This is a genomic window from Vreelandella piezotolerans (assembly GCF_012427705.1).
In the GTDB taxonomy this organism is placed as follows: Bacteria; Pseudomonadota; Gammaproteobacteria; order Pseudomonadales; family Halomonadaceae; genus Vreelandella; species Vreelandella piezotolerans.
On record NZ_CP048602.1, the window covers coordinates 3169826 to 3195534 of the forward strand.

The 25709-nt window shown below is 60.8% G+C and carries 23 protein-coding genes; 11 read left to right on the forward strand and 12 right to left on the reverse strand.

Going from position 1 to position 25709, the window contains the following annotated elements:
- The first annotated feature begins 49 nt into the window (after positions 1 to 49).
- A complete protein-coding gene (locus GYM47_RS14540; protein ID WP_153842481.1) occupies positions 50 to 655 on the forward strand; it encodes a LysE family translocator in 606 nt (201 codons plus the stop codon).
- On the opposite strand, the gene GYM47_RS14545 is transcribed toward GYM47_RS14540, so the two are convergent.
- Entirely contained in the window at positions 652 to 1011 is a 360-nt protein-coding gene (locus GYM47_RS14545) for an I78 family peptidase inhibitor (protein WP_231125547.1), read from the reverse strand. The two genes, GYM47_RS14540 and GYM47_RS14545, sit on opposite strands and share 4 nt — an antisense overlap.
- Positions 1012 to 1132: 121 nt before the next feature.
- Complete coding sequence (locus GYM47_RS14550; protein WP_139526306.1) at positions 1133 to 1264, reverse strand: entericidin A/B family lipoprotein; 132 nt, start codon at positions 1262 to 1264, stop codon at positions 1133 to 1135.
- 166 nt (positions 1265 to 1430) lie between these two features.
- Here GYM47_RS14550 and GYM47_RS14555 point away from each other — a divergent pair, with 166 nt between their 5' ends.
- Complete coding sequence (locus tag GYM47_RS14555) at positions 1431 to 1850, forward strand: HIT domain-containing protein (RefSeq protein ID WP_153842480.1); 420 nt, start codon at positions 1431 to 1433, stop codon at positions 1848 to 1850.
- 2 nt (positions 1851 to 1852) lie between these two features.
- On the opposite strand, the gene GYM47_RS14560 is transcribed toward GYM47_RS14555, so the two are convergent.
- The 4 genes from GYM47_RS14560 to GYM47_RS14575 are packed head-to-tail and all read right to left on the reverse strand — an operon-like array spanning position 1853 to position 4528.
- Positions 1853 to 2863, reverse strand: coding sequence for a nickel/cobalt transporter (locus GYM47_RS14560; RefSeq protein ID WP_153842479.1), 1011 nt, complete (start codon positions 2861 to 2863; stop codon positions 1853 to 1855).
- A 59-nt stretch (positions 2864 to 2922) separates the two neighbouring features.
- Complete coding sequence (locus GYM47_RS14565) at positions 2923 to 3594, reverse strand: DUF1007 family protein (protein WP_153842709.1); 672 nt, start codon at positions 3592 to 3594, stop codon at positions 2923 to 2925.
- Positions 3594 to 3968, reverse strand: a complete 375-nt coding sequence (locus tag GYM47_RS14570) for a hypothetical protein (protein WP_153842478.1) — start codon at positions 3966 to 3968, stop codon at positions 3594 to 3596. The genes GYM47_RS14565 and GYM47_RS14570 overlap by 1 nt, the downstream gene beginning before the upstream one ends.
- Entirely contained in the window at positions 3965 to 4528 is a 564-nt protein-coding gene (locus GYM47_RS14575; protein WP_153842477.1) for a hypothetical protein, read from the reverse strand. Before GYM47_RS14575 ends, GYM47_RS14570 begins: the two co-directional genes overlap by 4 nt.
- Positions 4529 to 4644: 116 nt before the next feature.
- Here GYM47_RS14575 and GYM47_RS14580 point away from each other — a divergent pair, with 116 nt between their 5' ends.
- Both GYM47_RS14580 and GYM47_RS14585 read left to right on the forward strand, forming a co-directional pair.
- Positions 4645 to 5778, forward strand: coding sequence for a glycerate kinase (locus GYM47_RS14580; protein ID WP_153842476.1), 1134 nt, complete (start codon positions 4645 to 4647; stop codon positions 5776 to 5778).
- A 161-nt stretch (positions 5779 to 5939) separates the two neighbouring features.
- A complete protein-coding gene (locus tag GYM47_RS14585) occupies positions 5940 to 6416 on the forward strand; it encodes a Dps family protein (protein WP_139526300.1) in 477 nt (158 codons plus the stop codon).
- A 106-nt stretch (positions 6417 to 6522) separates the two neighbouring features.
- Here GYM47_RS14585 and GYM47_RS14590 read toward each other — a convergent pair whose 3' ends face one another.
- Both GYM47_RS14590 and GYM47_RS14595 read right to left on the reverse strand, forming a co-directional pair.
- Positions 6523 to 7980: an aminoacyl-histidine dipeptidase gene (locus tag GYM47_RS14590; RefSeq protein ID WP_153842475.1), complete on the reverse strand. Its 1458-nt coding sequence runs from the start codon at positions 7978 to 7980 to the stop codon at positions 6523 to 6525.
- 32 nt (positions 7981 to 8012) lie between these two features.
- Complete coding sequence (locus GYM47_RS14595) at positions 8013 to 10214, reverse strand: tRNA(Met) cytidine acetyltransferase TmcA (RefSeq protein WP_153842474.1); 2202 nt, start codon at positions 10212 to 10214, stop codon at positions 8013 to 8015.
- 331 nt (positions 10215 to 10545) lie between these two features.
- On the opposite strand from GYM47_RS14595, the gene dctP reads away from it, so the two are divergent.
- The 4 genes from dctP to GYM47_RS14615 all read left to right on the forward strand — a co-directional run bounded on the left by dctP (position 10546) and on the right by GYM47_RS14615 (position 15429).
- Positions 10546 to 11649, forward strand: coding sequence for a TRAP transporter substrate-binding protein DctP (gene dctP / locus GYM47_RS14600; protein ID WP_153842473.1), 1104 nt, complete (start codon positions 10546 to 10548; stop codon positions 11647 to 11649).
- Positions 11650 to 11726: 77 nt separating this feature from the next.
- Positions 11727 to 12230 carry a TRAP transporter small permease subunit gene (locus tag GYM47_RS14605; protein ID WP_139526296.1) on the forward strand — a complete coding sequence of 168 codons (504 nt, stop codon included), beginning with the start codon at positions 11727 to 11729 and terminating at the stop codon, positions 12228 to 12230.
- Positions 12227 to 13555, forward strand: a complete 1329-nt coding sequence (locus tag GYM47_RS14610) for a TRAP transporter large permease (RefSeq protein WP_196781559.1) — start codon at positions 12227 to 12229, stop codon at positions 13553 to 13555. The genes GYM47_RS14605 and GYM47_RS14610 overlap by 4 nt, the downstream gene beginning before the upstream one ends.
- A gap of 173 nt (positions 13556 to 13728) precedes the next feature.
- Positions 13729 to 15429, forward strand: coding sequence for an ABC transporter permease (locus GYM47_RS14615; protein WP_153842472.1), 1701 nt, complete (start codon positions 13729 to 13731; stop codon positions 15427 to 15429).
- A gap of 25 nt (positions 15430 to 15454) precedes the next feature.
- Here the strand turns inward: GYM47_RS14615 and GYM47_RS14620 are convergent, their stop codons facing one another.
- Positions 15455 to 16552 (reverse strand): ABC transporter ATP-binding protein, encoded by a 1098-nt coding sequence (locus tag GYM47_RS14620; RefSeq protein ID WP_139526293.1) that lies wholly within the window; start codon positions 16550 to 16552, stop codon positions 15455 to 15457.
- 237 nt (positions 16553 to 16789) lie between these two features.
- Here GYM47_RS14620 and GYM47_RS14625 point away from each other — a divergent pair, with 237 nt between their 5' ends.
- Positions 16790 to 17815 carry a Fe(3+) ABC transporter substrate-binding protein gene (locus GYM47_RS14625; protein WP_139526292.1) on the forward strand — a complete coding sequence of 342 codons (1026 nt, stop codon included), beginning with the start codon at positions 16790 to 16792 and terminating at the stop codon, positions 17813 to 17815.
- 112 nt (positions 17816 to 17927) lie between these two features.
- On the opposite strand, the gene polA is transcribed toward GYM47_RS14625, so the two are convergent.
- The gene (polA, locus tag GYM47_RS14630) at positions 17928 to 20693 is read right to left on the reverse strand and encodes a DNA polymerase I (RefSeq protein WP_139526291.1); all 2766 of its coding nucleotides are present in this window, start codon (positions 20691 to 20693) and stop codon (positions 17928 to 17930) included.
- A gap of 173 nt (positions 20694 to 20866) precedes the next feature.
- On the opposite strand from polA, the gene GYM47_RS14635 reads away from it, so the two are divergent.
- Positions 20867 to 21826, forward strand: a complete 960-nt coding sequence (locus GYM47_RS14635) for a homoserine kinase (protein ID WP_153842471.1) — start codon at positions 20867 to 20869, stop codon at positions 21824 to 21826.
- Positions 21823 to 23745: a biosynthetic arginine decarboxylase gene (speA, locus tag GYM47_RS14640; protein ID WP_139526289.1), complete on the forward strand. Its 1923-nt coding sequence runs from the start codon at positions 21823 to 21825 to the stop codon at positions 23743 to 23745. The genes GYM47_RS14635 and speA overlap by 4 nt, the downstream gene beginning before the upstream one ends.
- 80 nt (positions 23746 to 23825) lie before the next feature.
- Here speA and GYM47_RS14645 read toward each other — a convergent pair whose 3' ends face one another.
- Both GYM47_RS14645 and thpD read right to left on the reverse strand, forming a co-directional pair.
- Positions 23826 to 24491, reverse strand: a complete 666-nt coding sequence (locus tag GYM47_RS14645) for a fumarylacetoacetate hydrolase family protein (protein WP_139526288.1) — start codon at positions 24489 to 24491, stop codon at positions 23826 to 23828.
- Between the two features lie 127 nt (positions 24492 to 24618).
- Complete coding sequence (gene thpD / locus GYM47_RS14650; RefSeq protein WP_153842470.1) at positions 24619 to 25602, reverse strand: ectoine hydroxylase; 984 nt, start codon at positions 25600 to 25602, stop codon at positions 24619 to 24621.
- Positions 25603 to 25709 lie beyond the last annotated feature (107 nt).

Below are 25709 nucleotides of genomic sequence, written 5' to 3' on the forward strand. Positions count from 1 at the left end.
CAAAAATGCCCACCAACAACCCAATTCATCAAAATTGTATGGATACAAAATGAATAGCGAATGGCTCATCCTTGGCCCCGCAGCGCTCTATATGATGTCGATGACGCTCACACCTGGGCCCAATAACATCATGCTCACCGCCTCGGGGGCCAACTTTGGCTTTCGGCGCACCATGCCGCATATGTGGGGCATTTTAGGAGGTTGTTTCTTACTGTTTGCCAGCATTGCGCTGGGGCTAGGCGTGCTGTTCGAACGCTTCCCGGTGGTGCAAACCACGCTGCGCTGGGTAGGGAGTGCGTATTTGCTCTACCTTGCCTGGAAAATCGCCACCGCCCCGCCGCCCAACTTACACGCCAGCCAGCACGGGGTGCCGCTGACGTTTTGGCAGGCAGCCATGTTTCAGTTCGCCAACCCCAAAGCGTGGGTGATGGGGTTGGCGCTGATGGCGGGGTTTCTACCGGAGAGCGGCCAGCCGATCGTCAATGCCCTGGTACTGGCCGGGTTTGCGGAAGTGGTGGCGCTGCCCTGCATTGCGCTGTGGGCCGCATTTGGTAGCGCCATTGGGCAGTGGATCAAAAGCGACCGGGCGTGGCGTGGGTTCAACATCACGATGGGCGTTCTCACCGCCGCCTGCGTATGGCTGATTTTGCGTTAGCCGCAGCGCAGCGCCTCGATCATGTCGTTGCTTTCCAGATGAATATTGAGTCGATCGTCACGGTAATCCATGGTGGCGGCGCTGCCCGGGCGCAGCACCCGCACTTGGTTGGCGCCACTTTGCGCTTCAAGTGTTTCGACGTTGGCTTCATCGAAGGGCGCACCGATGGCGTACTGCACGGCGCTAGCATCGCATGTTGGTCGAGCCGGTGCCGTTTGATCGACCGTTGGCGGTGTCGGCGCGGCCGTTTCACTGGGTGCGCTGCTGCACCCTGCAAGCAGCAGCACGGCCAGCGCGCTGCTCAAGCGTTTCATATGGCCCTTTGCGATCATCATCCCCGTGCTTCCTGGCGTCATGATTGATGTTCCTCGATGAAGTTTGTTCTGACTCACACGTGTCACTGGCTCACTAAGCAGTGCGGGCTAGGCATTGCTGCCTAGCCCGCACGTAAACACGACAAGCCGTTGAGGCCGAGCCTTAGCTTGCGGCGTCTTGAACGGCTTGGCCGCCTTCTTCCACGTCTTGTCCTGCTCCTGCAATGGTGTTGCAGCCCGCGAGTGCGCCTGCCGTCATGAGCAGAATAAAGCTAGTCGCCAGTAATTTTTTCATGGTGTTCTCCTTAACAGGTCATTCGACATCGGGAAGCTCCGGCGGCAGCCTTACCGCCTAGGAGTGTTTTCAGCGTAACAGATTTTAATCATTTCGCCTGTTTTCCCTGACATAATCACTGCCTGCTATGATGCTAGTCCAACCGTTTGGCTTAGGAGCACTCCGCTTGGCAACCTTCGAACTCGATTCACGCTTAGAGGCCGATACCTTTCCCCTCGCTGACCTACCGCTTTGCCGCGCTCTGCTGATGAACGATGCTCGCTACCCTTGGGTGGTGCTCGTGCCCCGCGTGGCCTCGATCAGTGAGGTATTCGAGCTGAGCCAGGCCGAGCAGGCCCAACTTTGGCAGGAGGCGACGCAGCTGGGCGCCGCCATGAAAGAGGGCTTTCAAGGCGACAAGCTCAATATTGCCACGCTAGGCAACGTGGTTAGCCAGCTACATATCCATCTGGTGGTGCGCTATACCGATGACGCCAGCTGGCCCGCGCCCGTGTGGGGCAACGGCACCGCCACGCCTTACGAGCTCGACCAGCAGGGTGAGCGCCGTGAACAGCTTCTGGCGCACATCGAGAGCCTGACGCTTTAAGCTTAGCCCCCCAGCAGAGAGCTGCGCGCGGGTGGCTCGTTGAGTAATGTGCCGCTGGCGGGCTGCGCCGCACCTGCCAGCGCCAAGGAAACACCCAAGGCAATGATCACGACCCCACCAGTGAGCGCCGCCCAGCCCGCCGCTTTCTCGACCCGCTGCTGGCTCTGCTTGTGTAGCCGCTTGGTCGCCCACCCTCTAGCCACGATGCTGGCCAGGGCCAATATCGACACGGTGATACCCGTGCCCAGCGACATTGCCACCACCGATGCAACCCCCACATAAAATTGCCCCAAGAGACTTGCGGCCCCCAGCATCAGAATGGCGCCACTGCAGGGGCGCATACCGATCGCCCCAACGGTCATCAACGCCGTATGCCAATCCAGTGCCTGCGCGGGTTCGACGTGATGAGCCCCGCCACAGCAGTGGGTATGATCGTGGCTGTGGCTGTGATCGTGGCTGTGGTCATGAGAATGCGTATGTTCTATCACGGGCTCATGGCGAGCCGCATAGGCGTGGCGCAGCTGCTGCACCGCCCGCCAACAGAGCCAAGCACCCAATAGCGCTACCAGAAGAAAGCTGGCCTGTTCCACCCAAGCCACACTGCCCATGGCTTGTCGCGTCACCCAGCCTAGCCCGTGTACCAACACCGCCACCATCGCGATAGCCGTGAGGCCCTGCAGTAACGAGGCAGCAAACGAGAGCCCCAGCGCCCGGCGAGTCGCACCGCCATGGGACGCCAAATAGGTCGCCAATACCGCTTTACCATGCCCCGGCCCGGCCGCATGAAAGACGCCGTACGCAAAGCTCACGCCGAGCAGCGTGACCCACGTGGCGGTGGTGGGCGTCCGCGACAGCTCGGTAATCGCCAGGGTCAGGCTACGGTGTAGCTCCCGCTGCCACGCCAACAGCTGAAGGCTAACGCTCTGTAAATTCACCTGTATGGCCCATACCAGCAGCGCCACGCCCACTATCGCCACAGCGCCGATAGTAAGTTGTCGTCGGCTTAACGGCATGCCCCCTCCGCATAAAAGATATAAAGTAACACTTTATACACGACTCGCCCGTTGGGCGGCTAGCGACAATCCACGCGGCCCGTTTCCGCAAAGTGGCGGCCTAACCCTGGCTCGCCCTCTTCGTCTACATCCAACAGCGCCGCCTGCATGACCCGCTCAGGGTCGGGATCGGCAGGCAAAACGCTGAGCGCGCAGTCAGGGTCGCCGTTGAGAATCAGCGCCCGAGGAGAGGGCTCGTTGTCCTCTTCCTCATGTACCATCTCGATGTAGTACGTGGGGTCGAAGACTTGGTACTCCAGCACCTGCCCGCTGAGCGCTTGGGGAGTCGCCAGCGGCAGGATGAACATAAACGTCAAACGCCCGTCTCGCGCCAGCGCGGTGTACTCGGTGACCTCGCCAAACGTCTGTGGCTCTTCGCCGATCCGCACCTCGGTAAAGTAGTGCTGAGGAGTCAAGTTATCGCGAATCTCACTGCCCAACTGATCCAGCCCTTGCTCCAGGCTCGTGCCTGGTACCTGCTGCAACTCCTCCATGACGACCAAGCTATAAAAGGGGTCCATTCGCCACGTTTGATGAAGCCCGGTGACTGCACCGACGTCGTTGGTAATGACACGCACGCTCATGTCGATCCAGCCGTGAGGGTGGGCCTGTGCCATCGAACTGACCAACAGGCTGCCCACCAGCAGCGCTTGGCCAGTACGACGCAGCGTGGCAGGTGACCATGCATTCATCACGGCAATTCTCCTAAATTGCGCTGTAACGCCACGAGCCAGGGGTCTAGCACATAAGGCGGTATCGGCTGGCTACCGCGCAGTGCTGACACGCTGACCAGACTCCCCCCTTGAGCTTCGCTTACTTGAAGCTGAACCCGATATCCGGGCCAGCGTGCCAGGCTTGCCTCGGCGCGCCCTAAGGTCAAATCGGCGTGGCGTATCACATAGCCCTGCTCCATCATCAGTGCCACCGCCTCGCGGAAGGCTTGCTCCATTGGGGCATTGTAGCGCAGCTCTCTGGGTTCTAACGGCTGCGTCGTGGCGCAGCCTGCCAGCCACAACATGGTGCATAGCGTGAGGGCTGCCAATACGGTGGGACGGGACGGTGTCATGATGCCCCCTGAGGCGTGGCGGACGAATAAAAGGCTTCCTGGAAACGGCCACAAAAATCATCGTTACTGGCGCTGTAAGACTCGCGCAGCTCGCCCAGATGGTCGAAACGACGAATGTCACGAGAGATGCGCAGATGGCCATCGCGGGCAAGCAGCGATACCCGCTCTACTTCAACCGGCTGCTGGCCAAAACCTGGGCCGAAGGAGCCTCCCACGCCAATCCCTACACCGCGACCAATACCAAATCCGCCAAACAGGCGGAAGCCGCTGCCGTAGCCATAGTCGTAGTCATAGCGGTCGTAGTAGCCGATCAGCTCGCGCTCCCGGGAGGCACTCACTAGCCCAAGTTCAGTATCAGTGGTTTCCAACGAAAATCCCCAGGCTTCCAGGACGTCGATGCTTTTCGTCAAAACGTGCAGCGTTTCATCAGACGCAGGCTGGTCGGTGGGAAAGAAGCACGCCGCCGCTGGCGCAGGCTCTGCTTGGGGCAGACGGTCGGGAACCGTTTGGCAACCTGCCAGTGCCAATAGGCAGGTGATGCTAAGGGGTATGGCCTTCATGAAAAATCCTCTCGCTACCGTCATGGCTGGTGTGTCGCCAAGCAGCGCGCTAAGCTCGCCAACAGACATTAAAAGAACGACAACACGCTGAGACAACGTTTTAAGGAGGTCGTGCGATGAATGTACTGCTTTGCCCTGACAGTTTTAAGGACGCCCTAAGTGCCGACGAGGCCGCCAAGGCCATGGCCAAGGGCATCAAACGGGCAGCTCCCAGTGCCATCACACAGCTTTGCCCCCTGGCCGATGGCGGCGAAGGCAGCCTGGACGCATTGATTGCCACCACGCGCGCCGAACGCCGCACCCTTACCGTCAAGGACGCCCTGGGACGGCCCCGACAAGCCGCCTGGGGCTGGCTCGACGAGCAGCGTACCGCGTTTATCGAGCTGGCAGAAGCCAGCGGCTTACAGCACCTGACCCGCGAAGAGCGCAACGCACTGCACACCACCACCTACGGCGTAGGTGAACTGTTTCGCGCTGCCTTGGAGGCAGGCGCCACGCATGCCCTGTTGCTGCTCGGCGGAAGTGCTACCAACGATGCTGGCGCGGGCATGCTCCAGGCCCTGGGCGCCACGCTGTTGGATGCCCAAGGCCAGCCGTTGCCCCGCGGCGGCGCGGCGCTCCAGCAGCTGGCCACCTTGGATCTGTCGACGCTGGATCCACGCCTCGCCGACTTGCACGTTGAAGCCGCCGTGGATGTGGATAATCCGCTGCTGGGCGAACACGGTGCCAGCGCCGTCTTCGGCCCACAAAAAGGCGCGACGGAAGGCGATGTCGCCATACTCGACCGCGCGCTTGGCCACTTTGCCGACCTGACGGCCAAAGCGCTGGGCCGCGATGAACGAGAGCTCCCAGGGGCGGGGGCGGCAGGCGGCATGGGCTTTGCAGCCCGCTGTTTTCTGAACGCCACGCTGACACCGGGCATCGAGATGATCATGCAACAGGCGAACGTTGCCCGGTTGATGAATGAGGCCGACGTGGTCATTACCGGTGAAGGCCGCTTGGATGGTCAGAGCCTAGCGGGCAAAACGCCGATTGGCGTCGCCCGCGTCGCTAAACGCCTGGGTAAACCGGTGGTCGTGCTCGCGGGTAGCCTGGGCGATGGCTGGCAGGCGTGTACCGACGAGGGGGTAACCGCCGCCTTTGCCCTCGCCGATGGATTGATGACGTTAGAGCAGGCGCTGCCACGCACTGCGGAGCTGCTGGCAGACCGCTGCGAAAGCATTGCGCGGCTTTGGCTCGCCTGCCGCTAAGCGCCCCTTGAAATCCTGTGATGGTGCCTGCACGTATACCTTATCCGCTATGACGGCGATGCAAAAAATCTGTTTCACCTCGCCGTTGCAGCACTCTAAGCTGAACTCGGCACGAAACAGACACACGTTGAAATGCAGCGCCCACCAAGGAGGAGCAGACAATGGACGATACCAATAGCATTGGTTTACACGAAGGCAGCGCCAGCCAGCTCGCCGAGAAACTCAACCACCTGTTGGCCAATTATCAGATTTTTTACATGAACGTTCGTGGCTATCACTGGAACGTGAAAGGCAACGACTTCTTCGAATTGCACGCCAAATTCGAAGAGTTCTACACCGACCTGCTGACCAAGGTCGACGAGGTCGCTGAGCGTATTTTGACCTTGGGCCACAAACCGGTTCACGCGTACAGCGATTACACCAAGCTGTCGCGCATCCAAGAAGACAAAGACGTCCACGATGGCAAGACCTGCGTGCAAGGCGTTCTGGCAGGCTATCAAACGCTGATCGAACTGCAGCGCGAACTGTTGGCGCTAGCGTCCGACGCCGATGACGAGGGCACCGCCGCCCAAGCGGGCGACTACATCCGCGAGCAGGAAAAAACCGTGTGGATGCTCAACGCCTATCTAGGCAAATAAGCGAGGCGATTGGCCGCCATCGATATCGCAGGCGGTCATCACGCTTCATCAAAAACGGCACCTCTAGGGTGCCGTTTTTGATGGTGTTGGGCATGGCGAGAGGACGTTACTTCGCCAGCGCCGCCACCAGATCGCGCAGCATGGCCCAGAACTCCGCCACGGACTCGATCTCCACCCGCTCATCCGGCGAGTGCGCGCCGCGAATCAGCGGGCCGAAGGAAATCATGTCCAAGTGCGGGTATTTGCTGCCCAAAATACCGCACTCTAGCCCCGCATGGATCACTTTCACCTCGGGCTCGTGGCCCATCAGCGCCGCGTGGCGCGCCTTGAAGGTGGCCAGTAGCGGGCTATCCGGGTTGGGTGCCCAGCCGGGGTAGCCGTTTTCGACTTTCACCCGTGCGCCCATGAGCCCAAACAGCGCCTGAAAGCGCTCGGCCATCGCTTGGGCAGCGCTATCGTGCAACGAACGCACCAGGGCACAGAGATGAAAGCGACCGGCTTCGACGCTTAACACGCCCAGGTTGTTGGAGGTTTCGACTACGCCTGGCACGTCGGCGCTCATGCGCTCGACGCCGCACGGGGCGGCATGCAGCGCCGCCAGCAGCATCGCGCTGGCATCGAGCGTCAGCGGCTCGGCGTCGGCCTGCTCGGCGCGCTCGGCGGTCAATACCAGGCCGCTATCGCCACTGCCCAGCTCGGCCTTGAGGGTGGCGGCCAGCCTCTCGACGGTGGCCAGGGCGGCCTCCATATCGTCGGCGGGCAGCGCCACCTGCGCAAAGGCTTCACGGGGAATGGCGTTGCGCAGCGTGCCGCCCTGATAGCTCACTAGACGAGCATCGTACTCTTCTAGCGCCCAAAGAACGCGCACCAACAGGCGATTGGCGTTGCCCAGAGGCTGGTGAATGTCCATGCCCGAGTGGCCGCCTTTAAGGCCCGTCAGCGAGAGGGAAAGCAGTCGCTCATCGGCTTGCAGGGCGGTGCAAGGCAGCTGCGCATCGACCACCACATCGGCGCCGCCAGCACAGCCGATATACACCTCGCCACGGTCTTCACTGTCCAAATTGAGCAGCAGCGAGCCTTCCAACCAGTTCTCGGCAAGATTCAGCGCACCGCCCATGGAGGTCTCTTCTTCTAGGGTGAACAGGGCTTCGAGTGGGCCGTGGGTCAGGTCGGGGTCTTCCAGCACGGCCAATATCGCGGCCACGCCCATTCCGTTGTCCGCTCCTAGCGTCGTGCCTTCGGCGTGCAGCCAGCCCTCTTTAACCACGGTGCGAATGGGGTCGCGGGTAAAGTCATGCGCATGCCCCGCATTGGCCTGGGCCACCATATCCAGATGGCCCTGCAGTACGATTCCCGGCGCGCCTTCACAGCCAGGGGTGGCAGGCTTGCGGATACGCAGGTTGCCGAAGGCATCCTGGTCGTGGGCAAGCCCTTGCGCATCCGCCCAGGCTTCCAAGGTAGCGACCAACGCGGCCTCATGACCGGAGGGGCGCGGCGTGTTACACAGAGTACGAAAGTGCTGCCATACAAGGCGTGGCTCGAGCGCTGCTAGATGTGCGTTCATGGAAACTCTTCATTATCGATAACCGACTTACTTTACCGCTCTGGCTCACTGGGGAAAAGCTCGCACGCGGTGATCACCTGTTGCGCCGACTCGCGCAAGCGCTGCACGGCGAGGTTCTGGGTCTTGTCCAGCGGCTGGTTTTGGTAGGCCCAGGCGGCGAGCTGCTGGTGCGCCTGCTGAGCCTCGCCCAGCGGCTGTCGACTGGCTTCCCGCGCTAGCGCCTGGAGCGCGGGTCGGGCCAGCGCAGGGTCGCGACGGGCATAAGCCACGTCATGAATGGCTTGGCGCTCGGCCGTGCCGAGCGGCTGAGCGGGCAGTGCAGCGAGCAGCAGCGCCACGACCGACGCAGGCAATGCGGCCAGCTCGAAGGCCAGCAGGCTAGGCAGCGAAGCGGCAAAGCCGCTCCTCAAGGTGTCCAGCACCGCGTGCCCCTCGGGGTTGAGCGCCCTGGCGACCATCACAGCATACTCGCCGGTGGCGGCTTCGCGGGTCATGCCCAAACGGACAGGTACGAACCCTAGCGCCAGCCAAAAGCGCAGTAGCGACGCTTCCGCCCCGAAGGTGGCGCCATACAGGGACAGCCCTTGCTGGGTGGCGCTATCGATATCCTCTTCCAGGAGCTGTCGCCCCAGCCCTTCTCGGCGGCGCTGGGGATGCGTGGCAATACGCGCCACCCGCCGCCAGCGGGCGATGAGGGCCGCTCGACTGCCACCATGGGCTGCGAGCGACTGCGCCAGCAAATGCCCCTGGGGCCTGCGTTCGCCCCTGGCCACCTGGTCGGCCAGCTCGGCCGCGAAGCCGCCCTCCTCGCGGGTGACCAGAACGGCTTGCGGGTCGTCCCCGTCGCGGCTGGGTATCATGCGTAGTCCCGTGCCGGGGCCATCCAGCAGTTGGCGTAAATCGCTCGGCGTGGTGCGGTAGTGGGACTGCACCAGCAGACCAAACAGCGTTTCTAATCGTGCATCCTGACTCGCGAGCTGCGCTTGGCTGAGCACGACGCTCGCTGGCAACTCGTCTTGTGAAGGAGTTGCGTTAGGTAGCGGCGCATCCAATAAGAGCAAGCGCTGGATGAGCGCCTCCAGCGGGTCTCCGGTCGACCAGCGTATCGGCGTTTGCAGCGTTAGCTCGCGCCAGTGGGGTGCTTGGCGGTCCAGCACATCGCGAAAACGCAGCGCAAAACCGCGCCCAGAACCTTCGTAGCCATGCACCGTGGTGGCGAAGGCAATGCGCGGAAACGCCGACAGCCAGCGCCCCAACAGCGAGGCGGGAATGGCAGCGGCCTCATCGACCAGCAGCGTACTGCCACTGCCCCCCAACGTACCCTGTTCGACGAGCTCCGTTAGGACATCCGGTGGCAAAAAGCGCAACCGACTGCCGTTGGCCAGCGACACCTCGGCGGGGCCGTGGCGCTGCAGCGCCGGGCACAGCGCCGCCACACGGTTGAAGACGCTTTCCACGGCGCTTAGCCGAGGCGCGGTGAGCAGCCACTCGCCACCGTCGCTTTGCTGCAGTAGCCGTGCGCAGGCGATGCCCAGTGCGGCGCTCTTGCCCCGACCTCGGTCGGCAGTCACGACCAGCGGCCGACGCCGCTTGAGCTTGACCAGCGCGCTCACCGCCAAGGCTTGGTCCGCGGAAAGACAGTCAGCGTCTTCACTGGGCTCAGGGGCGCTTGGCCGTTTGCCCAGGATCGGCAACCGCAGTGCCCCTCCCACAGGCCAGCGCACCACCTGATTCGACGCCCTCAGCAAGCGCGCCAAACGCGCCAAATAGTGGGCACTAAAGTGCTCCCAAGGCCAGGGGTAATCGGCAAAGCGAGCGTAGTTGGGATCGGGATGGCTACCCCAAGCCGAGGGCGTCATCAGCACCAGAAGACCGCCCGCACTCACCGTCCCCGCCAGCGCGCCCAGCGCATCGGGATCCAGCCCTTCGTGGCCACTGGCATCGAGAATCACGAGCTGGTGCTCGGCCCCCAGCCGGGTACGCGCTTTACGGCTAGATAAACTGGCTGAGACAGGGGCCTGTTGGGCATCGCCTACCCACAGTGGCGTCTGCCAGTCGGCGGCCTGCCACAGCGCCAACGCTTGCTGACGGGCCTGCTCCGGCACACCGCTTAACCACACCAGTCCGCGCCAGCCCCGCTGCTTTAAACGGCGGGCATGGCAGATGAGCGTGGCGGCGTCTCTGTCGATGCGTTCGCGGGATAAGGTGGGCTCGGCGTGGCGTGACCCGCTCATAGCGGCTCCTTAGGCAAGAATTCTCTTACAACTTTGGTTGAACAAACCCGGGCTTTTCAACGTTTTCTCACCCCTCAAGACGGGGTAAAGATCGTAGAAGTACCTTTTAAAGCAATGTTTTAACGGCTTTTTCCACATTATCTCTGCGATGGCTGTCGCGTTAACTTCCTTGATTTACTGATATTGCGCTGCAGCGGGTGGAGTGTGCTAGCTTAGCGATGCAGCGCAGCGTTGTTTTACTTTACGTAAACGTCAGCATGCTGCTGTACTTTCCTGCTTTCAGGTCTCCAACACTAATAACGCTAACCGCCAAAGTACCAGGAAACATACAATGAAAAAGACCACAAAATTCGCACTCACCAGCCTTGCCGCTGGCGTCGCCTTCGTCGCCCTCACGTCTACCGCTCAAGCGCAGGAGCAGTGGACCATGACCACCACGTGGCCGGAGAACCTCGACCTGATCAAGATCGATCAGCACTGGGCCGAGCTGGTCAACCAACTGGCGGGCGATGAAGTCCAAATCAATTTCCGCGCAGGCGGCACCTTGATGCCGGGCACCGAGGTATTCGATGCGACCGAAACCGGTGCGATTCAAGCCGCAGGCGACTGGCCCGGCTACTGGGCGGGTCTGAACCCGGCGTTCTCGCCGCTGGCCACCACCACCAGTTTGTTCAACGGTGTCGATTATCTGAACTGGATCCAACAGTGGGGCGGCTTCGAGCTCTACCAAGAGATCTACGGCCAGTACAACATGGTGTACCTGCCCTACGGCATCACCAACAACGAATCGGGTTTCATGGGCCGCACGCCCATCGAGAGCATCGCCGACCTAGAAGGCAAGCGCCTGCGTCTCTCTGGCCGTGACCAGGGCCGCGTACTCGAAGAGCTGGGCGGTTCCCAAGTCACGCTGGCCGGTGGTGAAGTATACCAAGCCATCGAGCGTGGGGTGATCGACGCAGGTGAGTTTTCCACCCCTGGCGTTGACTTCAATGCAGGCTTTGCCGAAGTCGCCGACTACTGGGCGACCCCCGGCTGGCACCAGTCAGCGAGCGTGTTCGGCGTCATGATCAATAAAGACGCGTGGGATGCCCTCTCCGAAGAGACCCAGGCCAAACTGCGTATTGCCGCCGAAGCCACCATGGCGTGGTCACTCTCCTGGTCCGAGCGCGAGTCCACCGAAGCGACTCAGAAGTTCATCGACGCGGGCGTGACCATCAACCAGTTCTCGGAAGAGGATCTGGCGCGCATCCAGGAGATCACCAACGAGGTCATCGTACGCGGCGCCTGTGAGAATCCAGACCATGCCAAGGTCTACCACTCCATGATCACCTACCTGCAAGAGTACGCCGCATGGCGTGATGTGACGGCCCCCTTCAACATGAGCCGTACCATGGACAACCTCCCCTCACTGGAAGAGATCGAAGCCTGCTTATAAGGCACTCACTATAAAAGCGTAACATGGCCGCCCCTCCCCTTGTCGGGGCGGCCTTAGCTCAGTTGCGGAGATCTTCCATGAATGCGATTGCCAAGGCGATCGATGCGATTAACGAGCTGTTTGGCCGCATCATTGCGCCGTTAATTGCCATCATTACTCTTATCGTGCTTTACGACATCGTGTCGCGCTTTTTCTTTGGTCGCCCCAGCGACTGGGCGTTCGATGTGACGAAGATGCTGTTTGGCGCCCACTTCATGCTCATGGCCGCCTACGGGCTGCGCCATCACGCCCACGTGGAAGTCGACGTGGTGAAACGGCTGCTATCCCGTAAAAAGCAGGCCGTGCTGGATCTCATTGGGTATTTGGTCTTTTTCGTCCCGTTCATTTGGCTGCTGCTGACCTACGGCTGGGCCTTTTTCGAGCGCTCCTTCAGCCGTGGCGAAACGACTTACGGCATGGTCTCGATTCCCGTTTACCCGGTGAAAGGGGTCATCGTCGTGGCCGCTGCGCTGATTTTGCTGCAGGCGATTGCCATCGTCCTACGCGCCATCATGCAACTGCGTGAGGAGACATCCGCATGAGTGCAGAACTACTAACGCTGGTGATGTTTGGCGGACTGCTGGTCGGGCTATTCATGGGGCACCCATTGGCGTTCGTACTGGGCGGTATGGCGGTCATCGGCGCGTATCTAGGCCCCGGTATCAATACCCTGGGCATCATCATCAACAACGTCTATGGCAACGCCATGGACAACTACGTGCTGGTCGCCATTCCACTGTTCATTTTGATGGCGCGCTTTCTCAACGACTCCGGCGTCACGGAGAAGATGTTCGACGCCATGCGACTACTGTTGGCCAACGTACGCGGTGGCCTGGCGCTAACCGTGGTCGTGGTCTCGGTACTGCTGGCCGCCACCACCGGCATCGTCGGGGCGTCCATCGCCGTCATGGGGATGATCGCGCTGGTGCCGATGCTGAAGTATGGCTACAACAAAGAGCTCAGCGCGGGCGTGATCATGGCGAGCGGCTGTCTAGGCATTTTGATTCCGCCCAGCATCATGCTGATTTTGATGGCCAGCTACTCGCCCGTATCGGTGGGCGCGCTGTTTGCCGGAGCGCTGGTGCCCGGCCTGCTGTTGGGGGTGATGTACGCTCTATACGTGGTGCTGATCTGCTGGCTGAAACCCAGCTACGGCCCCAAAGTGCCGAAAGAAGAGCGCGCCGAGGTCAGCACCAAAGCGCTGCTGATCATGCTGGGTAAATACGTCGTACCGCCGATGTCGCTGATCCTGGGCGTGCTCGGTGCTCTATTTACCGGGATCGCCACCGCGACCGAGGCCTCGGCGATTGGCGTGTTTATCGCCTTCTTGCTGTTCTTGATCTTTGGCGACCGTAAGCTCTCGACTTGCTACAACACGCTGATCGAAGCGGGCAAAACCACCACCATGGTGATGCTGGTACTGGTGGGCGCCACGGCGTTTACCGGCGTGTTCTCCATTGGTGGCGGTATGACGGTGATCAGCGACTTCGTCCTGGCCATGCCGGGTGGCACCTTTGGTGCGCTGCTTCTAATGCTGTTCCTGGTCTTCATTTTGGGTATGTTCCTGGATTGGACCGGCATCGTACTGCTGAGCTTCCCGATCATGCTGCCCATCATCGCCCAAATGGGCGTCGACGTATTGTGGTTCGTGGTGATGGTGGCCGTGGTGCTGCAAACCTCCTTCCTAACCCCGCCATTTGGCTATGCGCTGTTCTATCTAAAAGGAGTGGCGCCGCCTGGGGTCGAGATCGTCGATCTCTATAAAGCGGTGGTGCCGTTCGTCATCATCATCCTTTTGGCGTGTATCTTGATGTCGATCTTCCCCGGCTTGATTACCGGCCTGCCGAGCCTGATGGTCGGTTACTGACCGCGTCATTTTCGGTACCACACATCCCTTCGCGCTGCGGAGGGATTTTTTTTGCCTGTCGATGTGACGGCAGGAATGCTGGCTGCACCCTGTCAGCCCAGGTGATACTATTTGCAGCCGCTATCTTTTCGCATTGACGAGCCACGCTGCCTCTCGTCCTAGGAGTTCACGACGTGTCTACGCCTGCTCGCCGCTCACCCACGGCTCTGCTGTCAGGTTTCGCCTCGCGCTTTACGCTGTCGCTCAGCCCTTGGTCAGTGACGCTGTTCTTGATTGCGCTGATCGTGGCGCTGCCCATCTTAGTCGTACTCGCGCATATCGTGATGCCCACCGAAGGCGTTTGGCAGCACTTGGCCAGTACCGTTTTACCGCGCTATCTTTCCAACACGTTTTGGCTGGTACTGTGGGTCGGGCTAGGCACCTTGGTGATCGGCACCGGCACCGCCTGGCTGGTGGTCATGTGTCGCTTTCCCGGCAAGCGTCTGTTCGAGTGGGCGCTTCTACTGCCGCTGGCCGTGCCGACGTACGTGATCGCCTACGCCTACACCGACTTTCTACAGGTGGCCGGGCCGCTACAAAGCCTGCTGCGGGAGTGGTTCGACTGGCAGGTGGGCGACTACTACTTCCCCAACGTGCGCTCGTTGGGCGGTGCCGCCACGCTAATTACCTTCGTGCTCTACCCCTATGTCTACCTGCTGGCCCGTGCCACCTTTTTAGAACAATCGGTGTGTGTGCTGGATGTGGGACGAACATTGGGGCGAGGCCCCTGGCGGCTGTTTGCCAGCGTGGCGCTGCCGTTGGCGCGCCCGGCGCTGGTAGGCGGCGTCTCGCTGGTCTTGATGGAAACCCTCAATGAGTTCGGCGCGGTCCAGTTCTTTGGCGTGGATACCTTCACCACGGGTATTTACCGCACCTGGTTTGGCCTGGGTGAGCCGATTGCTGCGGCCCAGCTTGCCGCCTGCCTGCTGACCTTCGTGATCGCCTTCGTGCTGCTGGAGCGCTGGTCGCGGGGTAAGCGCCGCTACTTCCACACCACCAACCGCTATCAACAGTTGCCTGAGTACCGGTTGCACGGCTGGCACGCCGTCGGGGCGACGCTGGCCTGCCTGTTACCGATCACCGTTGGCTTCTTGCTGCCCAGCGGCATTCTGTTGGAAATGGCGATCACCACCGGGGACCGGCTGTTCGGTACGCGCTTCATCAGCTTTGCCATGAACAGCCTGAGCCTCGCGACGGTTGCAGCGCTGATTGCCGTGGGGCTAGCGGTGCTGCTGAGCTACGGCGTGCGGCTGCACGACTCCCCCAGCGCGCGGCTGTTTACCCGCATCGCGGCCATGGGCTACGCCATTCCGGGGTCGGTGGTGGCCGTGGGGATTTTGATTCCGTTTGCCTGGCTAGATAATGCCATTAATACCTGGCTGCACACCCATTACGACACCATCATCGGGCTAGTCTTCAGCGGCACGGCGTTCATATTGATTTACGCTTACGTCGTGCGCTTTCTGGCCGTCTCGTTCAACGCGGTCGAGGCAAGCTTGGGCAAGGTCACCCCGAGCATGGACGCCGCCTCACGTACACTGGGACAAACCGCTGGAGGGACGCTACGGCGCATTCATACGCCGCTGATGCGCAGCAGCCTGCTGGCGGCCGGCATTCTGGTGTTCGTGGATGTGATGAAGGAGCTGCCCGCCACGATCATTCTCCGCCCGTTCAACTTCGATACCCTGGCGGTGCGCGCCCATAGCTTGGCGTCCGACGAACGCTTGGCGGAGGCCTCCACGGCCTCGTTAACCATCGTGGTGGTGGGTATTTTGCCGGTGATCCTTCTTAGCTTGGCGATGCGCCGGGCGCGCCCGGGCAGCCAAGCCGAGTAAGCGGACGCCTTACAAAACAAGGCGCTTAACGCGGAAAGATAAACACCTGGGAGTGGTCGAGGTCGATATCGATCGGCTGTCCCTCTTGGGGGAGGAAAACACCCGGCACACGGGCGTGGAGGTGTGCCTCCTGGCCCTTTGCGCCGTGGGCGCAGAGGTGAATCAAACTCGTGCGGCCGAGCAGCTTTGCCATCACCACATGGCTGTGGCTATGAGCGTCGGCCGGCAGATCGCGCTCTTTGATGCGCAGCGCCTCAGGGCGAATCATCACCTGCGCGGCACTGCCTTCGGGCAGCCAGCTTGCGTCCACGGGCCCCACCGGCGTTTGCACGACACCGCCTTTTACCACGCCCTCGAGCTCGTTGACTTCACCGAAAAACGTCACGACGAACGGGTCGACCGGGGCGCAGTACAGCTCCCGCGGCGTGCCCGTCTGCACGATCCTACCATCGCGCATCAGGGCGATGCGGTCGGCCATGAACATCGCCTCTTCCGGGTCGTGGGTAACCAGCAGCGTCGCAGACCCCAGCTTTTTCAACACGTGCAGCGTATCGTCGCGAATCCGATCACGTAGCCGGGCATCCAGGCTAGAGAAGGGCTCATCCAATAACATCAATTTTGGGGTGGGCGCCAGGGCGCGAGCCAGCGCCACCCGCTGCTGCTGGCCACCCGAGAGCATATGGGGGTAAGTCTCGGCGTAATCGGCCATGCCCAGCTGTGCCAATAGCTCCAGCGCTCGGGCGCGGCGCTGGCCAGAGGGCAGATGCTTCAAACCAAAAGTGACGTTTTCCAGCACGCTCAAGTGCGGAAAAAGGGCAGAGTCTTGAAACGCCAGCCCGACATTGCGCTTCTCCGGCGGCACATGACGTCTACCGGGAGCAGCGATGGCCTGCCCTTCTAGACTGACGGTGCCCTCTTGAACCACTTCGAGCCCTGCGGCGATGCGCAGTAGCGTGGTTTTACCGCAGCCAGACGGGCCAAGCAAACAGACCACCTCGCCCTGGGCGATATCGAGATCGATGCCCTTAACGACGTGATTGGCTGCAAACGTATGCTGCACACCGCGCAGCGATAGCGCCGATGCGGGCGCAGCCACCTCAGAAAGGGACACTGTTGCCGTCATTCGTTCACCCATGAGTTGTTCGCAACATAGCGCTGAGCATATGGATATTGCAAACACGGTTGAAAGGTATTTGCATTCTATTTTCTATCAACGAGAGATGCACGTCTTGCGCGGACCCGCCTGACATAAAAAGGGATGCGTGTCATTACCATTTCACTTGACGTGTGTCGAACAAGACGTTTCAATAGCCTACGGCGCTAATGCAACTTATTATCATAAACATTCAGGATGCTATTTATGAAAAAGGCACGTCTCTCGGCTTCCGTTGCCGCCATCATGGCCGGCTCCGCGTTTGCCAGCAGCGCACTCGCTAACGAAGTCAACATCTACTCTGCTCGTCATTACGACTCTGATGAAATTCTCTACCAAGCGTTCACCGACGAAACGGGTATTGAAGTCAACGTGCTGGAAGGCGACGCCAACCAGCTAATGGAGCGTATGCAGCGTGAGGGCGTGGCCAGTCCTGCTGACGTCATGTTGACCGTCGATGCGGGCAACCTGTGGCGTGCCGAGCAAGATGGCCTGTTCCAGAGCGTCGAATCCGAGGTACTCAACGAGCGCCTGCCGGCCTCCATGCGTCATCCGGAAGGCATGTGGTTTGGCTTTAGCCAGCGTGCGCGGGTCATTTTCTACAACCGCGAAAACTTCGACCCGAGCCAGATCGCCACGTACGAAGACCTGGCCGATCCACAGTTCGAAGGCCAAGTGTGCATTCGCTCGTCCAATAACATTTACAACCAGTCTCTGCTGGCGTCGATGATCGAGCACCACGGCGAAGAGGGCGCGCAAGAGTGGGCCCAGGGCGTCGTGAATAACATGGCTCGCGACCCAGAAGGCGGTGACACGGATCAGATTCTCGGCGTTGCCAGCGGTGAGTGTAACCTCGCCGTCGCCAACCACTACTACTACGTGCGTCTGCTGCACTCTGACGATGCCGCCGAGCGTGAAGCCGCACGCAAAGTAGGCGTGATCTTCCCCAACCAGGATGACCGTGGCACCCACGTGAACGTGGGCGGTGCAGGCTTGGTTGCCAACGCTCAAAACCCAGAAAACGGTATTCGCTTCCTGGAGTTCCTGGCCTCCGACGAAGCGCAGGAAGTGCTGGCCGAGCGTAACTACGAGTTCCCGGTGGTCGAGGGCGTGAAGAAAAACCCGGTGCTGGAGTCTTGGGGCGATTTCGCCAAAGACGACATCAACATCAGCATCCTGGGTGAGAACAACCCGGAAGCGGTACGTATCTTCGACCGCGTTAGCTGGCGTTAAGCGCGGCCTGGGCACACGCTTTTGAAGCCGGTGCTTAAGTAACGCACTCAACACAACCCCCACAGCGACCGCTGTGGGGGTTGTGTGTTATTGGCGAGTGCTCTCTCGTTCGTTAGTGAGCTTCATCCCAATTCGCGCCGCTTTGCGCTTCTACAATCAGCGGGACGTTGAGCGATGCCGCCGCCTGCATGCGCGCCTGCACCTGCTCGATAAAGCGATCTACCTGGGCCTCGGCCACTTCGAACACCAGTTCATCGTGTACCTGCATGACCATCAGTGCATCGAACTCTCCCTCCGCTAGCAACGTATCTACGTCGATCATCGCCTGCTTGATGATATCCGCCGCCGTGCCCTGCATGGGCGCGTTGATCGCCGTACGCTCGGCGCCTTGTCGTCGGCTGCGGTTTTGTGAGTGGATCTCTGGCAGGTAAAGCCGCCGTCCCATCACGGTTTCGACGAAGCCATCTTCCGCCGCCTGGGTACGAATACGGTCCATATAGCGGGCCACACCGGGGTAGCGGTCGAAGTAACGGTCGATGTAGGTTTGCGCCTGGTTACGGTCAATGTGCAGCTGGCGAGAGAGCCCCCAGGCACTCATGCCGTAGATCAAGCCAAAGTTGATGGCTTTCGCACTGCGCCGCTGGTCGGCGGAGACCTTGTCCAGCGAGGTGCCGAAGACTTCCGCCGCCGTCGCGGTGTGGATATCGCGCCCTTCGGCAAACGCCTCTAGCAGCCCTTTGTCTTCAGATAGATGCGCCATGATGCGCAGCTCGATCTGCGAGTAGTCCGCTGCGACGATGCGGTAGCCAGGGCGCGCCACGAACGCCTGGCGAATCTTGCGCCCCTCCTCGGTGCGGATGGGAATGTTCTGCAGGTTGGGGTCCGACGACGACAGCCGCCCGGTCGCCGTGACCGCCTGGTGATAGCTGGTGTGAACCCGCCCCGTCGTCTTGTTGAGCAGGCGCGGTAGCTTATCGGTGTAGGTGGATTTCAGCTTGGCCAGGCCACGGTGCTGCATGATGACTTTAGGCAGCGGGTAGTCTAGCGCCAGCTCTTCGAGTACCGCTTCCGCCGTGGAGGGCGCGCCTTTGGGCGTTTTCTTGATCACCGGGATTTTCTGCTCGTCGAACAGAATCTGCCCTAACTGCTTGGGCGAGCCCAGATTGAACTCGCGGCCCGCCAGCTCGAAGGCCTCGCTCTCTAACTCACGGATACGCTGTTCGAGCTGCTGGCTCTGTTCGTGAAGGCGCTCTGCATCGAGGGCAACGCCATTGCGCTCGATGCGCGACAGCACGTTGATCAGCGGCAGTTCGAGGTGGTCGAGCACCTCGGCCAAACGCCCTTCCCGTTCGACCTGCGGGCGCAACGACTCTTGTAGGCGCAGGGTGATGTCGACGTCCTCACAGGCGTAAGGCGCCGCCTGCTCCAGGGCGATCTGGTTGAAGGTGAGCTGCTTGGCCCCTTTGCCTGCGATCTCTTCGAAGGAAATGGTTTTCTCACCCAGGTACTTCAACGCCAGCGAGTCCATATCGTGACGCGTGGCGGTGGAGTTGAGCACGTAGGAGGCCAGCATGGTGTCCGCCAGCGGCCCCACGACATGAATGTCCACGTTGGCGAGCACGGAGATATCGTACTTCAGGTTCTGGCCAATCTTGGTCTTGGCAGGATCTTCCAGTAGCGGCTTCAACGCCTGGAGAACCGTGTGGCGGTCCAACTGGGCCGGGGCGTCCAGATAATCATGAGCCAACGGAATATAGGCGGCCTCGCCTGCCTTCAATGCAATCCCCACGCCGACGATATCGGCATCCATATAGTTCAGGCTGGTGGTTTCCAGATCGAAGCAGAAGCGTTCGGCTTCGTTGAGCCGTTCGAGCCACGCCTCCAGCTCGGCCTGCTCGGTAATCACATGGTCGTGGCGCTCGGTCGGCGCCGTCTCCGTCGCGCTGTCGGCTGCTTCCGAGACGGGCTCGCCGCCTGCCACATCGTCCACGCCTTCGTCGTTACCTTCCAGCAGCTCGGCGAGCCACTGTTTGAACTCCATCTGTTTGTACAGCTCGACCAGCGCTTCGCGGTCCGGGTGGGCAATGTCCAAATCATCCAATCCCACGGGCAAGTCGCAGTCGGTTTTGATGGTGGCCAGCTGATAAGAGAGAAAGGCCTGCTCCCGATGCTCTTCCAGTTTTTTGGGTAACGTTTTCGCGCCACGGAAACCGAGGGTGGTCACGCGTTCTAAATCGCCATAAATCGTGTCCAAACCGCCGCCCATACCTTGCAGCAGACCGATGGCGGTTTTTTCGCCCACCCCAGGCACGCCGGGGATGTTATCCACCTTGTCGCCCATCAGCGCGAGGAAGTCGATGATCAGTGCGGGAGGAAGGCCAAACTTCTCCTCCACGCCCGCTTCATCGAGGGTTTCCTCTTTCATGGTGTTGACCAGCGTGATGTGACCGTTCACCAGTTGGGCCATGTCCTTATCGCCGGTGGAGATCACCGCGTCGCGGCCAGCCTGAGTGGCGTGGTGCGCCAACGTGCCGATCACGTCATCCGCCTCGACCCCTTCGATGCACAGCAGCGGCAGGCCGAGTGCTTTGACACAGGCGTGCAGCGGTTCGATTTGGCTGCGCAGGTCGTCCGGCATGGGCGGACGATGGGCCTTGTAATCGCTGTACAGCTCATCGCGGAAGGTTTTACCCGGCGCGTCAAACACCACCGCCATGGGGCTATCGGGGTAGTCTTTCATCAGCCGTTTGAGCATGTTCAGTACGCCCTTCACGGCCCCGGTCGGCTGACCGTTAGAGGTCGTTAGCGGCGGCAGCGCATGAAACGCGCGGTAGAGGTACGAAGAGCCATCGACGAGCACGATTGGGGCACGGGCCATAACCAAATTCCATAGTCAGCAAAACGGTAAGGATGTCTGCTCTCTATGATACGCGTTCAACGCCGGGCCTGCAGAAAAGAGCCGTAAAACACGAGGCGCATCGCCACACAACGCTGCCAACTCGTGCGGCAAGCCGCTACAATAATGGGCTTAGCAACCTGGGCGAGATCCTCATGGCAGTATTCACCCCGCTTAGCGACGCACAGGTCGCCGCGTTTTTGGAAAAATTCGATGTTGGCAGCTTTGTCGCACTTCAGGGTGTGGCCGGCGGCACGGAGAATTCGACGTTTTTCGTGACCACCGACCGCCGCGAGCTGGTGCTCACCCTGTTCGAACAGGGCGAGCACGAAGAGCTGCCGTTTTTCGTGGAACTGCTCGACTACCTAGACGAGCACCGCCTGCCGGTACCGGGCACCATTCACGACCGTGAGGGCGTTGCCCTACATAGCTTGGCGGGCAAGCCCGCGCTACTGTTCCCGCGCCTACCGGGCAAACACCCCAGCGCCCCCAACTTGGCGCAGTGTCATGCGCTGGGCACTGCTCTTGGTCAACTGCATAAAGTGTCGCAACGGTTTCCTGGGCACCGCCCCAACCCCCGCGACCTGCACTGGCTGCGAGCGGTCCACCATAAGGTACTCACCTACATTAGCCCCGACGATCAGACGCTGATGAAAAACGAAGTCGACGATGTCGAGAGCGAGTTCCATCAGCACGGCGCGCTGCCCCAGGGGGCGCTGCACGGCGACCTGTTCCGCGACAATACGCTGTACGAAGGCGACAGCCTCGGCGGCATCATCGATTTCTACAACGGCTGCACTGGCGACCTGCTGTTCGATCTCGCCATCGTAATCAACGACTGGGCCTCCAATGAGGATGGCTCGCTGAATGCCGAGCGCTACCATGCGATTTTGAGCGCCTACCAAGCACGTCGTCCGCTTACCGAGACCGAGCGCACCCTGTGGCCGACCATGCTGCGGATGACGGCTCTGCGCTACTGGCTGTCGCGGCTTCTGGTGGTGTATGTCGACCCGCCGGCCCACGACTTGACTCCCCATGACCCCGAACGCTTCCGCGTGATTCTCAAGGCACGCATCGCGTGGGGCGCACTTCCCATTCCAGAGGCATCTTCATGAGTGACATGGCAACGAGCAGTAGCCCCGCCGTGCGTGCCCGCCGCACGTGGAACATGGACCAGTGGGGCAGCGGTTACTTCGACGTCGACGACCACGGCCAGGCCCTGGTGCGCCCACTCGGCAGCGATGCGGAAGGCCCTGCGCTGCCCATCAGCGCGCTGGTCCGCCAGCTGCAAAGCGCCGGGCTGCGCCTGCCGGTACTGGTGCGCTTTAGCGACATTCTCCACGACCGCGTCGAGCAGCTCTGCGGAGCCTTCGATGCCGCCATGCGGGACGTGGACTACCAAGGCGGCTATACCGCCGTTTACCCCATCAAAGTGAACCAGCAGCGCCGCGTCGTGGAGGAGATTTTGGCGACCTCCGAGCGGGGTAACGGCCGCGTCGGCCTGGAAGCCGGAAGCAAGCCGGAGCTGCTGGCAGTGTTGGCGCTGTCGGATGGCGGCTCGTCACTGATCGTGTGCAATGGTTATAAAGACCGCGAGTACGTGCGCCTGGCGCTGCTGGGCGAGAAGCTCGGCCACAAAGTGTACCTAGTGGTCGAGAAACTCTCCGAGCTGGCGCTGATTCTCGAGGAGGCCCGCGAGCTGGACGTGACGCCGCGCATTGGCCTGCGAGCACGCCTGTCCTCGGTGGGTAAAGGGAAGTGGCAGAACACGGGCGGCGAGAAATCGAAGTTCGGCCTCACCGCCAGCCAGATTTTGGAAGTGGTCGACACCCTGCGCGTCGAAGATGCCTTGGCGAGCCTGCAGCTCGTGCACTTCCATCTAGGCTCGCAGATCGCCAACATTCGCGACATTCAGCGCGGCCTGCGCGAATGCGCCCGCTTTTATCAGAATCTAATGAGTCTGGGCGCGCCCATCGACACCGTCGACGTCGGTGGCGGCTTGGGCATCGACTACGAAGGCACCCGCTCGCGCAGCTACTGCTCGGCGAACTACTCCATGCAGGAGTACGCCCGCAACGTGGTCAGCGCGTTCTCCCAGCTCTGCCAGGAGGCTGACCTGCCCCAGCCGCACTTGATCAGCGAATCGGGCCGCTCGCTCACCGCCCACCACGCAGTGCTGATCACCAACGTGATCGGCGAAGAGCGTGTCAACGACACGCCGCCAGAGCGGGCAACGCAAGAGCAGGACCCGCAGGTCGAAGAGCTGTGGCGGGTGTTCGACCAGTTGGCCGAGACCCAAGAACCGCGGGTGCTGGTCGAGGCGTGGCACGACCTGTTGCAGGCAGTTAGCGAGCTACACGACCGTTTCGTTCTGGGTCTGAGCAGCATCAACGCCCGCGCCGAGGGCGAACGCCTTTACATGGCCGCCTGCACGCGCCTGCGCGGTAAGCTGGATACGCGCAATCGCGCTCACCGCGAGATCATGGACGAGCTGGCCGAAAAGCTCGCCGACAAGCTGTTCGTCAACTTCTCGCTGTTCCAGTCGGTGCCGGACGTATGGGGCATCGAGCAGATCTTCCCCGTGCTGCCTCTCACCGGTTTGGACAAAGCGCCGACTCGCCGTGCGGTGATTCAGGACATCACCTGCGATTCCGATGGGCGTATCGATAGTTACGTGGATGGACAAGGGGTAGAAAGCACTCTGCCGCTACCCGAGTGGGCCAACGATGACGAGCGCTGGCTGGGCTTCTTCCTAGTAGGAGCGTACCAAGAGATTCTCGGAGACCTACATAACTTGTTCGGCGACACCGACTCCGTCGATGCGGCGCTCAGCGCTGACGGCGAGTGGGTGCTCTCTAACCCCCAGGCGGGCGACACAGTGGCCAACGTACTGGCTTACGTCAATTTCGATGCCCGCGTACTGAAACAGAAGCTCACCGAGCAGCTGGTCACGAGCGGTTTCTCTCAGGAGGAGCAGGCGCACTTTGCCGCTAGCCTGACCGAAGGCCTCGAGGGCTACACCTACCTGGAGTAGCCCCTCTGGTTCAATGTGTATAAGAAAGGCCACCGAGATACTCGGTGGCCTTTGCGTTAAAAGCGAGCAGGTAGACGACGTTATTCGACGACGCTGGTGGTGATCTCCAAACCGCCAGTGAGCGTCAGACGTAGCGATGCGCCACGCGGCAGCTCGCCCACGCCCGCAGGCGTGCCGGTCAAAATCACATCGCCCGGTTCAAGGGTGAAATGGCGGCTCATTTCTGCCACCAGCGTGGGAATGGCAAAAATCATATCGGCCCCTTCGCCGTGCTGGCGCTCTTCCCCGTCGATTTCCAGGGTAAAGGCCAGCGCGTTCCAGTTAGGCACGCGGCTCAGTGGCAAAAAGGGCGATAGCGGGCAGGCACCATCGAACGCCTTGGCGATCTCCCAAGGGTGGCCTTTCTCTTTCAGCTTGGTTTGCACATCGCGCAGCGTCAGATCCATCGCCAAACCAATGCCCGCAATGGCACGCTCGGCTTCATCCTGAGTGGCGTGGGTCAGACGTTCGCCTACTAGTAGCGCCAGCTCGACTTCGTAGTGTACGTCACCACGTGAAAATGGCGGATCGAGCGGTTTGGTTAAATCTACCACGCTGGTGGCGGGCTTGATGAACAGAAGCGGCTCGCTAGGAACCGGGTTATCCAACTCTTTGGCATGGTCGGCATAGTTGCGGCCGACACAGATGACCTTGCCCAGCGCGTGGGGAAACTCCTGACCATCGGTAAACTGTGGAACAAAACGCATGGCGGGTCTTCTCCTTCTCGTTATGCGTGCCGTATTCGCAACGACAGGCGCATTAGTCTACCCCAGCCATGCCCATGTTCCACAGTATCGACCGCGTATTTCCGAATTGCAGGAGTATCTGGATCGCTTATGCCTCAGGATACCCGCTCTCCTCAGGCCCATGCGCCAAGAACGAAGGACGCTGTTTAGGCGCGGCAAACGGGGCAACGCAGCGGTTATCGGGCCGATTGAACACGAAGAACACGTTGCTGCGCGGATCCGGCGAGAGGTTGGCGTTGGACGCATGCAGCGTGTTGCAATCGAACAACAGCAGCCCGCCAGCTTTCCCTTTGGGGGCATCGATGCCGTATTTATCGACCAAGTGTGTCAACGCCTCTGGGCTCGGCACGCCCACTTCCTGCGCTTTCAACGAGCGCTTGTGGTTGTCTTCCGGCGTTTCTCCCAGGCAAGGCACGAATTCCATATGCGAGCCCGGAATCAACATCAGCGGGCCATTGAACTCGTGGTTGTCGGTCAAAATCAGCGAGGCGCTGACCGCGTGCATGTTGGGCATACCATCTTCAGCGTGCCAGGTCTCGAAGTCCGAGTGCCAATTGAAGCCTTTACCGGCAAAGCCCGGCTTGTAGTTGATACGCGACTGATGCACGTAGGGGTCGTCACCGATGATCTGACGAGCCGCACCAGCCACGCGCTCGTCGCTGGCAAGCGCCCCTAATCGCTCAGAAAGGCGATGCACGGCAAACAGTGAGCGAATCTCATGGCTTTCTGGCTCGGTGATGCTGAACGCCTTATCGCGATAGGCGTCGTTGCTCAGCAGGGCGTTCATCTCTTTGCGAAGCGCCTCCAGCTCTTCGCCATCGATCAAATTGGGAATGAACAAATATCCCTTGCGTTCGAACTCATCGAGCTGAGCCTCACTCAGCGGTCCCGGTAACGCACGCCCTTTTACGACGCCATCCTGGCGGGGCTGTGTGAGTGATGCAGGCGCTTGGGCCAAGCGTGTGGGATAAGCGTCTACCACCCTGGCATTGCCCGCCGTGGGCACGTCGGCCATCTCGCTATACTGTTTGTGGGCGGTCACATGGTTAAGCGGTGTATTGCTGACTGTCATCTAATCCACTCCTTGTATGATTAAACTTCAGTTAAAACGTGTCTCATTTAGAAACACAGCGCAGTAGATAGGGTAGCTAACCTTTCTGCGCTTGCAACCTAGGATGG